Source organism: Megasphaera stantonii (genome assembly GCF_003367905.1).
Taxonomy (GTDB): domain Bacteria; phylum Bacillota; class Negativicutes; order Veillonellales; family Megasphaeraceae; genus Megasphaera; species Megasphaera stantonii.
Genome location: NZ_CP029462.1, coordinates 991,744 through 1,003,840, shown reverse-complemented (window position 1 = coordinate 1,003,840; position 12,097 = coordinate 991,744). Strand labels below are relative to the sequence as shown.

Here is a 12,097-nt window from a genome sequence, read left to right as displayed (position 1 = left end):
TTCGAATCAGGGAAAATGAGATGGAATACTGATAGGTCTATGCGGCAAAAGTTGTCGATTCGAAGTCCTGATGGGGATATACTAAACAGATAGACACAACGCATAAAAGCGACAGATAGGTGAGGCGACTGGCAGCAGGCGACGCATGTAACATGTATGCGTTTTTTTTTGGCATGTGTATTTTTTCAGAATACACGATGACTTTTCCCGACATATGTTGCACCTTGCAAATGTATGATACAATGAGTTTAATTACTTGTGAATCTAACCGCCTATACAGAAAGAAGAGAAAGGATAGTATCTCCATGAAAGATAAACTCGTTATTGTCCGCGGCGGCGGCGACATTGCGACCGGAACAATCCAGGCTTTGCATCGGGCTGGATTTTCCCTCTTAGTGTTGGAAGTGGCCGACCCGTCGGCGATTCGGCGGCAAGTCGCCTTGTCGGAAGCCGTATATGATGAAACGGCGTCTATCGAAGACCTTACGGCCCGTCTTTGCCGCAGCGGCAAGGCTATCGAGAAGGCTTGGAGCAAGGGCGAAGTCCCGGTTGTCATCGACCCTAAGGGCCGCTCTATTGCGGAGCTGCAGCCCTGGGCCGTCGTCGACGCTATTTTAGCGAAACGCAATCTTGGTACGAATAAAGACATGGCGCGCCATGTCGTCGCTTTGGGGCCAGGCTTTATGGCCGGCGTCGATGCAGATGCCGTTATCGAGACGATGAGAGGCCACGATTTAGGACGCATCATATTGGAAGGGCAGGCCAAAGCCAACACGGGCGTGCCGGGGCTGATCGGCGGCTATGGAAAAGAACGGGTCATCCACAGTCCGGCGGCGGGCCGCTTTTACGGTCTCGTCCGCATCGGAAGCATAGTCGAAAAAAGGCGGCCTCTGGGAGTTATTACGAAGGAAGCTTTGCCTGAGGGATATGTCCCGAGTCTGGATGACGGAGTACCTGTGCTGGCGTCTTTGACGGGATTGGTTCGCGGCTTGATTCGAGATTCCTATCCTGTCATCGAAGGCTTTAAAATCGCCGATATTGACCCGCGGCAGGAGGAAGTGAAAAATTGCTTTACCATTTCTGACAAGTCCCGCTGTATCGGCGGCGCCGTCGTGACGGCCTTGTTATGGCTGGAAGGGCGGAAAAGGCAGGAGACGGGACATGAGGGGTAATCAGACATCATCTTGCCGGGAGTATCCGTGTCTGCTGTATCGAAAGGGAGGCACAGAGGCGGCATCGGCTATGGTTTCCGATGAAATCGCCTGGGATCTATGGCTGAATGACTGCTGCGTGAGGCATATGACGTCGTCGCCTCATGAGCTGGACGTATTAGCCGTCGGGTATTGCCTGCAGCAGGGCTTGATAAAAGACGGGCAGGCCGTTCGCGCCTTTTATGAAAATCGCGGCGTATCTGTTGCCGTCGTCGGCATTAAACCGACCTTGGCGAGCAAGCGGCGGCCCATGACTGTTACGGTCGAACGATTATGCTCGTACGGCACACTGCTGGACGAATTATCGGCGGCTCATCATATGACTCACGGCGTCCATGAAGGGGCTCTCGTGCAGGATGGAGTGGTCCTGGCCTATGCAGAAGACGTAAGCCGGTATAACGTGCTGGACCGTTTGGCCGGCGAAGTATATCTCCGCAACATAGATACGTCGCAGGCTGTCTTGGTATTCAGCGGCCGCGTGCCGCAGCAGGTGGCGGAAAAGGCCAGCGTCCTCGGCGTATCGTGCATCGCCTCGCGGGCCATGGCGACGAGCGCCGGCATCGAAGCGGCGGCACGGCTGGGCCTTACGCTGGTCTGTGCCTTGCGGAGCGATTCGTTCCGCGTCTTTGCTCATGAAGAACGCATTATTGTTAAATAGTACAAAATAAAGACCTATGCAGCCTTTGACAGCGTGCATAGGTCTTATTTTGTATCGTTATATTCGCCGCAGCAGCAGGACGGGAACTTCCGCTCCATTGGTCAGTGGCGGCGAGTGTTTGGGGCGCAGGGCCAGGGCGTTTGCCGCCTTTAGCCCTAAGAGGGCGCTGGACGTGACGACGTGGTTCGGCGTGAATACCGGCTGGCCTTGTGCAAAGGAAAGGCGTCCCTGGACGAATCGGTCTACAGGATTTTCCTTCGTCAAATTTCCGTTCAGCCGGCAGGTTACGACGGGGAAATCGCCGCGCTTTTCGCCGCGGAGCTGCCGCAGCACCGGGACGGCCAGGAGATGAAAGGCGTTGAATGCTGCTGAAGGATTTCCCGACAGTCCCAGGACGGGCACGGCGTTGCCGCCCTTTCGTTCGATGAGGCCGCCGTACGACGCCGAGCCGGGCCGCATAGCGATGCGCCGGTATAGCTCTCTGGCTCCCAGATGCTGAAAGAGCTGAGGCATGGTGTCGTACAATCCGACGGAAACGCCGCCTGTCGACAGGATCAGGTCGGCGTCGGCAGCCAGCTCCCGTACCCGCTCTATTTCTGACGCCAGCCTTTCCGGCGCGTCGCTGACGTGGCAGAAGGCGGCGCTGCGAATTCCTTCGTTGCGCAGCAGCTGCTGAAACAGATAAGCGTTGGAGTTGTATATCTGGCCGTACTGACGCTCTTGGCCGGCCATGACGAGTTCCCGCCCCGACGTGACGAGGAGCACCCGGACGTCTTTGTACACGGGAATCGCCGTATTTCCCATGGCGACGGCGACCGATACGGCTCCGCTTGTCAGGTACGTTCCCTGGGATAGAAGCACCTCGCCGGACAGGCATTCCTCGCCGATGGGAATGATATTGTCTTCCGGCAGGGGAATGGTCGTCAATTCAATCCTCTTTCCCTGACGGCGGACGGCCTCCTGCATGACGACGGCCTGACAGCTGCGCGGCACGGCGCAGCCCGTCATGAGGCGCACGGCTTGTCCGGGAAGGACGGGCTCGTCATAGTGCTCGCCGGCGCCGATGGTGGCGACGACCTCGTAGGACCGTTCCTTTCCGTTCAGGCAGAGGGCGTACCCGTCGAAGGGCGATTTCCGATAGGGCGGATAGGGATGAGCCGCGCAGATGTCGGCGGCGGCAATGCGGCCCCAGGCCGTATCGGGTGGGACGTATTCTATTGTATGCGTCGTATGAGCCAGTATGCCGCGCCAGAGGGCGGCGGCTTCGGCCAGCGTGAGGGCGTTCATGACGATACTCTCCTGTCACATATATCAGGTGTTCTTTTTCTTTTTGCGGGGAGGCGGCGGCTCAAACAGGGAGAGAGCTTCCGTCGGGCAGGCGTCGATACAGGCCGGCGTCCCTTTGATCGTATTGGCGCAGAGGTCACATTTTAAGGCCACCAGGCGGAAGGACCGGCCCTGGGTGTTGCCGTGGACGATTCGGGTCATCGTAATGGCCCCGAATGGGCAGGCCCGGGCACATTTGCCGCAGCCCCGGCAGGCGTCCTCGTCGATGACGATAGTGCGCTCGCCGAAAAAGATGCAGTTGAAGGGGCAGGCTGCCATGCATTGCGGATTGGCGCACTGCATACAGTGGATGGGCTTGGTGACGTCGCTGGTGCGCACGATGCGGATGCGCGGCGTAAAATCGTAGCTGTCCGGCTCCATGGAAAAGATGCGCTTGCCCGTATGGCTGACGACGCAGGCGGCCATGCAGGTATTGCAGCCAATGCATAGAACCGGGTCGACTTTGACGTGTTTATACATGGTTTTCTCCTTTGACGGATACGCCCATGCGGGCGCGGATTTCTTCGTACCGCCGCTTGATGAACAATTCGGCGCCTTTCTGGTTTTGGATTTTTTCGATGCGGCAGGCGCAGTACTTGAATTCAGGCGTGCGGCTTTTCGGGTCGAGGACCGACGTGGTCAGCTCGTTGCAGGCTCCGATCCACCATTGGTAGGTCATGTACGTCGAGCCGGGAGATACGCGGTCCGTCGGCAGGCAGCGGGTAATCGTATGGCCCCGCGGCGAGACGACATTGACCAGTTCCCCTTCCGTAATGTCCAGGTTCCGGCAGTCCTCGGTGTTCATGGCGATGTAGCCCGGCTCGTCGGCCAGGCCGGCCAGGACGCGGCAGTTGCCGGTCATGGTGCGGACCGAATAATGTCCTACCTCGCGGACCGTAGCCAGCGAAAAGGGATATTCGGCGTTTTCCCGTTCGCGGACCGGCGTATAGGGATAGTAGTAGAAATAGCCTTTGTGGTCGGCCGTGGCGAAATGGCCGCCTTCATGGAGGATCGGCGTGCCCGTGTCGGACGGGTCTTCCGACGTACAGGGCCATTGGACACCGTGGTTGGCGGCGATTTTTTCATAGGTCGCGCCGGTAAATTTGGGACATAAGCGGCGCATTTCATCCCATATCTGCTCCGTGTCGGCGTAGTGCATGGGATAGCCCATGGCCGTTGCCAGGCGGCACGTGATGTCCCAGTCGGTCAGGCAGCCCTCTTGGGGCTCGACGAGCTTGCGGACGCGCTGGAAGCGGCGGTCGCACGACGTGTACACCGCGTCGTGTTCGCCCCAGGCCGTAGCCGGGAAGATGACGTCGGCGTATTCGCAGGTCTTGTTGAAGAAAATATCCTGCACGATGACGAAATCGATGTTGGACAAGGTTTCCCGGACTTCGGCCAAATTCGGGTCCGATTGGGCCGGATCTTCGCCGACGATGTAGTAGGCGTGAATTTTCTTGGCCGGATCCGTTTCTTCCAACACGGCGTGGGGGACCTGGGTCAGCATCATGCCGGGCTTAGACGGCAGGGGACGGCCCCAGGCCTTTTCAAATTTCTGCCGCACCTGCGGATCGGCGACGGGCTGATAGCCAGGATAATTGTTAGGCAGCAGGCCCATGTCGCACGTGCCTTGAACGTTGTTCTGGCCGCGGACGGGACCGACGCCGGAGGCGTGGCGGCCGTAGTTTCCCGTCATGAGGTTTAGGTTTGAACAGGCGATGACGCATTCTACGCCTTGGGAAAACTGCGTCACGCCCATGCCCCACAAGGTGATGGTGTGCTTCGATGAAGCGAACAAGCGGGCGGCGGCGCGGATGTCGCCGGCAGCCAGGCCCGTGGCGAGGGAAACCGCTTCGGGGGCGTATTTCTTCTGCGAAATTTCCGCTGCGTATTCCTCGAAGCCCGTCGTGTGGGCCTCGATAAAGTCGTGGTCTACCAAGTCCGACGTGACGATGACGTGGGCCATGGCGTTGAGAAACAGCATGTTGGTGCCGCCCTTGATGGGCAGGTAAATATCGGCGATGCGGGCCGTTTCGGTCTTGCGGGGGTCTACGCAGATAATCTTGCAGCCCTTTTTCTTGGCCCGTACGATGCGGCGGGCGACGATGGGATGAGACGCCGGCCCGTTGTAGCCGATGTTGAAGATGACTTCTGCATCTTCGATTTCGGGGATGTTGATAGACATCGCCCCTTCTCCTACGGACTCACCGAGCCCGGCAACAGACGGAGCGTGTCAAACGCGGGCGCAGTGGTCGACGTTGTTTGTGCCGACGACTGCGCGCATGAATTTCTGCATGATATAAGCCGCTTCGTTTCCCGGGCCGCGGGCCGAGCCGGCGCCCATGACCGTATCGGGGCCGTAGGACTTGATGATGGCTTTGAGCCGTTCGGCGGCAAATTGGATGGCTTCGTTCCAGGACACTTCGACGAGGGGGGAATCCTTTCCAAACTTGCGGATCATAGGCTGGCGCAGGCGGCGGGTCAAAATCTGCGGGTCGTTGAGATAATCCCAGCCGTACAGGCCCTTCAGGCACAAGCGGCCTTCGTTGTTGACGCCGTCGGGAGAACCTTTGGCTTCGACGACGCAGTTATGTTCCGTATCGACAGTGCAGTCGATGACGCAGCCTGCGCCGCAGTACGGGCAGACCGTAGTAATCGTTTTATAGGCTGACATAGGCAGTTCCTTTCTTACATAGTAATGCTTAATATATCTATTTTAGTATTCTCGGCGAGAATATGCAAATACTTTGTACAGCAGCTCCTGTCAGGATGTTGTTAGGTACAAGATATAGCTGCAAAGGCTGTCGATGTGTGCTGGCGCGATATAGCAGAAGGAAGGATTGCCGCCGCGGCCGATGACAGCTGTGATATGGTCGGGATGCATTGGCGGCGGCTCTGGGCCGTCGATGTAGAGGACGGGAAAGGGGCCGTGGCTGCGGCTTTCGACGATGGCTACATCGGCGGCCATCTGCTGGGCCAGACGCAGGAGGGCCTCTTCTTTGCCTTCGCCGTCGGCCATGTCGTCGGGACTGCAGAGCAGAGTTTGGACTGCGCCGGCTTGGGCGGCTCTGTCCGTATCGGAACCGATTTTTTCCCGGCAGCGGCGATGGTGAGTACTCTTGACGTAGGCGACGGCATAGCCGCGACGCGTCAGCTCGGCGATGACCTGCACGGCGAGGCTGGTCTTGCCGTCTCCCGAGCGGGCGGCAGAGAGGGAGACGATGGGGACGGCGCGGCGGCGGTTAGCGTCGATGGCCAGGGCGGCCTTGTAAGCCGACGGCGTGTTGACGTTTTCATATAGAATCGGTGCGCCTGCGTCGTCGAGGATGCGGACGGCCAGCTTGTCGGCAATGGATAAGACGCGGCGTTTTCCAGCGTTTAGGGCTGCCTGCACGGCTTCGAGAGCCGGCCCTCGTCTGTATATGGCGGCCAGGGGCTGAGGCCGGCTTTCGGACATAGACAGGAACAAGTCGACCTGCGGCATTTGAGCCAGCTCCGGCAGAATTTGCTTCACGGGGGAGAAATCGTAAAAGGGCAGGTCGACGGACAAGACGAGGCAGTATGAGCAGGTACAGGCGCGGAAGGCCGCTTCCATGCCGCCGAGGGGACCGCAGCCTTGGAAACTGTCAGCGACGACGATAATGCGTGCAGCCAGATCCGGCGGAAGGGCTGAAAGGTCGGGAGGCCTGTTGGCCGAGACGATGATTTCATCAAAGGCGACGCCTTGGCTGCGCAGCAGCAAATCGGTCAGCAGCGTCGCGCCGCGCCACGGCAGGGCAGCCTTGTCGCGTCCCATGCGGGAGCTGCGGCCGCCGGCTAAGATGATCAAGCCGAGTGAAACAGTACGTGCTGTATTCGTCAATGCAGATTCCCCCTTTGCATTCCCCATGTAGTATGTCTATGGTACCATAGGATGCGGGAAAAGGGAAAGCGTGCAGATAGAATAGGATAACCGCATGGGTATGAGTAAAATGTTTCGAAAAAATATTGCGTACACCCCTAAAGTCGTAGTAAAATCATGATATACAAGAATAAAAAAAACAGAATGGGGGTGAACGAATATGAGACCTGTCCGGTTCCGTAGGCAGGAATGCCAAATAGCTGCACATCATACCAATCGGTATAATTATGTGAAATCATATACGGGGGGGGGGTACGGTTCATATTGTAGATATAGCCTGAAAACGCAGGGATTTTATACCCTACTGCATATAGCATATCTATGCAGGCAGAGCGCAAGTTCTGCCCTTTTGTCGTGCCATTTTCCCGAAGCATACCCCTTGTCATACGGAGGACAGCTGCGTATGTAAGTCGTTTTTTTAGGTATGTAATAGCATGTAGCTAAGGAGGAAAATAGCATGAAAGGCAAACAATTACGAAAAGCCGTGCTGCTCGGCATGGCCATGAGCATGGCTGTCTGGACGACGGGCATGGCGGCGGAGATTACAGGCCCGATTATAGATAGTCAGTATAATGGTCCGTATGAAGATTATGTTACTGTTACTAATGAAGATGAAGATAGAGCAGCAATATATGTATCGGATCAGACTGTTTCTATTGCAACAACTGGAACCGACTCGGATATTACATTGGAATCTGATGGAAGTGGTATTCGTACATTAAACGGAAATGAAGGTCATACCGTAACACTGACATCAGCTGGCGATAATGAGATCCTTTTCAATAAAGGAAACGATAAAAAAGGCGATGGGATTACCGTAGAAGATAACTCCGACGTTATAGTCAGTGCGGAAAATGGACAGAACTATATCCATGCCGAAAATTATGGGGAAACTGTAACAAACATTCCCGGCGGCGACGGTATTCGGATTCAGGGCGACGGGACGGCAACTGTAACGGGGAAAACCAATACAATTACCGTTATTGACGACGGCTTGTATATCCATCAAGACAGCGGAGCTGCGGCGGATATTACGCTGACGGCTACAGGAAGCGATGAAGAGGGTATTGGCAACTACATTGACGGTAACAATGGTATTCATACTGCTGGCGAAAATAAAGGAAACATAACGGTTACGGCGAACGGCGGTAAGAACGTCATTCATGGGAAACAAAACGCTGTATATGCCAGAGGTTCGGGCATGATTACTATTAGAGCCACTGCGGAAACCGACAGCGAAGGAATTTCTTTGTTAGCAAATTACGAGGATTATGACAATGAATTAACTGGCGATGTAAACGGCGTAAGGTCTGACGGTACAGGGACAACAAACGTTATAGCTGATAATGATAATATCATAGCTGGTACAGAAACAGGTATTTTGTCTAATGATACAGGCATGATCTATGTAACGGCAGGTCATGACAATATTATTGGGCAGTATACAGATAAAAATCAGACTATTACAAGCAATGTTGGTATCAATGTTTCTGCTGGAACTGTAACTATTAATTCGACAAATGATACAAGTGTCTTTGGTAACAAAAACGCTATTAACAGTACTGGTGGAACGGTTTCTATTACTGCTGAAAATGCAAATTTAAAAGCTTCTGGTTCAAGTAAAGAAGATACTATCTATAATAAAGATGGAGAAATAACTATCACAGCTAATACCGATGTAAATATTTCTTCTATTGCTAAAAATAATCCGTCTAATGGGTTAGTAAATGATAACGGTCAGGTTACGGTTAATGGGAAGAATATCAGTATCACAGCAGAAGGGAGGATGGCCCAAGGGATTAGTAATAACAATGGTGGAAAGGTAAGTTTAACTGCTAATAGTAATGTAAATATTCAGGTTGACGGAACAGCTATAGCTTACGGCGTATATAATGATGGAGCGGCTTTTACTGATATAACTAATACAGACGGAATGACCCAAATTATTGCCAAAGGGCAATCCGAGGGCATGGGAGTGCTCTTGAAGGCTAGTGGGGTAGGAAACACGGAAATTAACAGTAAATTAGGTAACATAATACAAGCAAGTCATTATGCTGTTAGGAGCGAAGGGAAAAGCGAAGCATATATCAAAATTACGACTGATAAAGGCAGTAATATCCTTGAAGCATTAGAAAAGGAAGCTATTTATGCTAATGGCGGGGCTGTTGAACTGACGGCGGACATGAGTAATAATGTCATTAGTGATAAAAGTTCTGCTATTTTCGCCAAGGGAGCATCTTCTAATGTAACTTTGACCGGTGGTGAAAATAATATAACCGCAGCGACCAAAGGTATTGATGCGACGACAAATAGTACAGTTTCTTTAACTGCAAATCGCGGAAACAATATGATATTTGCTGACGATATGGGGATTAATGCTGAAAATAATACTAGTGCAACTAAAGCGACAGAAGTTATCTTACAGTCAAGTCAAGACAATGAAATTTATAGCAAAGGAATTGGTATTAAAACAACAGGCGTAACATCGCTAGCTAATACCGCTGCTAAGGTATCTTTGGATGGTGGCAATAACCGTTTATATACAGATCAATCTGCCATTGAAGCTGACGTAAGGAGTACTGTAGAATTAAAAGCTAATACTCAAGATAATAATATTTACGCAGGCACTTTGTTAGGTGTTATATATGGTGAGGAAGATGCGATTACATTTGGATCTGCAGAAGCGATTCGGGCACTGAATGGCAGTACAGTAACGTTGGAAGCCCGTTTTGATAATAGCTTTTCTGGTGCAGTTTATGGGAGTGGTGAAAATACGACTATCATTGTAAATGGTTTGGAGGAAACCGCGTCAAAGAAAAACGAAGTTTATTCTGCTGCAATTATTGCTAATGCGGGGGATTTGAATGAAGATAAAAATACAGACCCAGAAACTTCATTCAAAAACAGAAAAGTTATTTCTTCCTTGTATGCAGAAGACAGTGCCAATATTACCGTATCTGGCGATTGGAATGAATTTAGAACATACGCCGATGATCCTGATGATGATACGACATTAGAAAGAACGATTTGGGCCTATGAGGGTGCGAATATTGAAATCAACGGCAGTACGCTTATTAGTACGGATCGGTACGCAGAAACGTCTGCACTTCAGCCACATAACAGCGCGGACATTGCTATTGCTGCTGGTACGGCTGTAAATCTTGATGAAACTAAGGTAGAAGCAGGTGTAGATGAGGCAGACCGTGCAAAGGTTACGTTGCATTACGGCGCAGGTAGTTCCATTACTGGCGATGTGTTGTCAGCATATGCTGGAAAAGTAGATATTGCGCCGCAGGAATCGACGACGAGGAGCAATTCGGCCGGTATTTCTATTACGGGCAACCTCCTTGCCGGTAACAACGGCGTACTGAACGTCGATCTGGGCAACGGCGGCTCGTTGGTAGGCCGTACGGACGATTATGGTGACGCCAACGATAAGATTGTAAATGACGAGCATATCCAGTTCTTTAACCCGGCCTTCAGCAGTACGATTTATCGCGGCGGCGAAGTCAACCTCACGATGGGCAGCGGTTCGTACTGGGATGTTACGGGTCAGAGCTGGCTGACCAGCTTAAAGGGTGACGGCGGTATTATCGACATGCGCAACAGCGAGAATGAAAAGACAACGTCTCATGCCGTACATGTCGATACGATTACGGGGAATCATACCTTTGTCATGGACTTGAACCATGATAATCATAATGTCAGCGATATGCTGTACATCAAAGACCCGAATGCCTCGGCAGGGGAACAAACCATATTTATCAATCGCCTTACGGGCGTGGAAGACATGGCTGACGGCGAAAAACTCCGTTTTGCTACGGTAAACGCCTCGACGGATAAGTTATCCTTCGTGGGCCAGTATGAAGGCGAAAATGGATATGGAAATAAAGCGCGCGTCATGATGCGGGATATCGGCGTTATGGATATGGCGCTTACCATTGAAAATGAAAAATACACGACGGCAGACACGGAAAATACAGGCTATAATGGTACTGACTTTACAGAAACGAAACCGGGCGATGAATATGTAGATGAAACGTATACTGATGGTACGAACTGGTATCTGACCCGTACGTCGTCTGGCGATACGACGTCTGACGCCGGTAAAACTGTCGTTGCCATGTCGCGAATTAACTACTCCAACGCCGTATACATGGACCGCCTGAACAAGCGCATGGGCGAAGCTCGTTACATCGATGGCGACGAAGGCCTCTGGGTTCGTATGCGTCACGACCGCATCGGCAAGTCCGACGCCTTCCGCAGTATGAACACCATGATGGAACTGGGCTATGATACGCGGGTGAACGACCGTGAAGACGGCGAACACCGTCAGGGAGTGGCCATCGACTACATGCGCGGCACGGCGGACTACAAGAACGTAGCCGGTGAAGGCGACGTTCGCCGCGGCGGCATCTGGTTCTACGATACGTGGCTGGGCAATAAGGGCCATTACACGGACTACGTCTTGAAATTCGGCAGATTGTCCAATGATTTCGAACTGTACACGAGAACTCTCGGCGAAAAAGTCACTGGCGATTACAGCAACTTTGTCTACTCGGCCAGCGCCGAATACGGCCGCAAGAAAGACCTGGGCAACAACTGGTACATCGAGCCGCAGGCTCAGATCCAGTACGCTCATGTCACCGACGCCGACTACACGACGAGCCAGGATACGCACGTCCAGCTCGACGCCATCGACAGCCTGATTGGCCGCGTCGGCTTCCGTCTCGGTAAGGACGTCGGCGAAAAGAGCACCTTCTACATCAAGGCCGACGTGCTCCATGAATTCCTCGGCGATCAGGACATTGAAGCCCGCGACGCCACGGGCCTTCTCAGCACGACTTACGAAAACGAAGGCACGTGGTACGACATCGGCCTCGGCTTCTCCCATCAGTTCAGCAAGGGCACCTATATGTACCTGGACATGGAAAAATCCATCGGCAACGACAATGAAGACACGTACCAGTTCAACTTTGGCATGAACTGGAAGGTCTAAGG

At 53.1% G+C, this 12,097-nt stretch carries 7 protein-coding genes and 1 pseudogene; 3 read left to right on the top strand and 5 right to left on the bottom strand.

Annotated features, from left to right (window positions below):
• Positions 1-305 precede the first annotated feature (305 nt).
• Both yqeB and DKB62_RS04715 read left to right on the top strand, forming a co-directional pair.
• Positions 306-1,172, top strand: a complete 867-nt coding sequence (gene yqeB / locus DKB62_RS04720) for a selenium-dependent molybdenum cofactor biosynthesis protein YqeB (protein ID WP_107195847.1) — start codon at positions 306-308, stop codon at positions 1,170-1,172.
• Positions 1,173-1,242: 70 nt separating this feature from the next.
• Positions 1,243-1,869 (top strand): formate dehydrogenase accessory sulfurtransferase FdhD, encoded by a 627-nt coding sequence (locus DKB62_RS04715; protein WP_157949677.1) that lies wholly within the window; start codon positions 1,243-1,245, stop codon positions 1,867-1,869.
• Between the two features lie 57 nt (positions 1,870-1,926).
• Here DKB62_RS04715 and DKB62_RS04710 read toward each other — a convergent pair whose 3' ends face one another.
• From DKB62_RS04710 to DKB62_RS04695, 5 genes and pseudogenes are all read right to left on the bottom strand, one after another.
• Positions 1,927-3,156 (bottom strand): molybdopterin molybdotransferase MoeA, encoded by a 1,230-nt coding sequence (locus DKB62_RS04710; RefSeq protein ID WP_107195845.1) that lies wholly within the window; start codon positions 3,154-3,156, stop codon positions 1,927-1,929.
• A 24-nt stretch (positions 3,157-3,180) separates the two neighbouring features.
• Positions 3,181-3,675: a 4Fe-4S dicluster domain-containing protein gene (locus DKB62_RS04705; protein WP_107195844.1), complete on the bottom strand. Its 495-nt coding sequence runs from the start codon at positions 3,673-3,675 to the stop codon at positions 3,181-3,183.
• Positions 3,668-5,680: a formate dehydrogenase subunit alpha gene (gene fdhF / locus DKB62_RS12775; RefSeq protein ID WP_476738582.1), complete on the bottom strand. Its 2,013-nt coding sequence runs from the start codon at positions 5,678-5,680 to the stop codon at positions 3,668-3,670. Before fdhF ends, DKB62_RS04705 begins: the two co-directional genes overlap by 8 nt.
• A 24-nt stretch (positions 5,681-5,704) precedes the next feature.
• Positions 5,705-5,869: pseudogene (locus tag DKB62_RS12975) on the bottom strand (hypothetical protein); the annotation flags it as partial.
• A 90-nt stretch (positions 5,870-5,959) separates the two neighbouring features.
• On the bottom strand, positions 5,960-7,057 hold the full coding sequence (locus DKB62_RS04695; protein WP_162860287.1) for a molybdopterin-guanine dinucleotide biosynthesis protein MobB: 1,098 nt from the start codon (positions 7,055-7,057) through the stop codon (positions 5,960-5,962).
• A gap of 496 nt (positions 7,058-7,553) precedes the next feature.
• Here DKB62_RS04695 and DKB62_RS04690 point away from each other — a divergent pair, with 496 nt between their 5' ends.
• Positions 7,554-12,095 carry an autotransporter outer membrane beta-barrel domain-containing protein gene (locus DKB62_RS04690; protein WP_107195841.1) on the top strand — a complete coding sequence of 1,514 codons (4,542 nt, stop codon included), beginning with the start codon at positions 7,554-7,556 and terminating at the stop codon, positions 12,093-12,095.
• Positions 12,096-12,097 lie beyond the last annotated feature (2 nt).

Excerpts from the sequence above, each read along its gene's own strand:
- yqeB (WP_107195847.1), top strand. The coding sequence starts at position 306 with ATGAAAGATAAACTCGTTATTGTCCGCGGCGGCGGCGACATTGCGACC.
- DKB62_RS04715 (WP_157949677.1), top strand. The coding sequence starts at position 1,243 with ATGGTTTCCGATGAAATCGCCTGGGATCTATGGCTGAATGACTGCTGC.
- DKB62_RS04710 (WP_107195845.1), bottom strand. The coding sequence starts at position 3,156 with ATGAACGCCCTCACGCTGGCCGAAGCCGCCGCCCTCTGGCGCGGCATA.
- DKB62_RS04705 (WP_107195844.1), bottom strand. The coding sequence starts at position 3,675 with ATGTATAAACACGTCAAAGTCGACCCGGTTCTATGCATTGGCTGCAAT.
- DKB62_RS04690 (WP_107195841.1), top strand. The coding sequence starts at position 7,554 with ATGAAAGGCAAACAATTACGAAAAGCCGTGCTGCTCGGCATGGCCATG.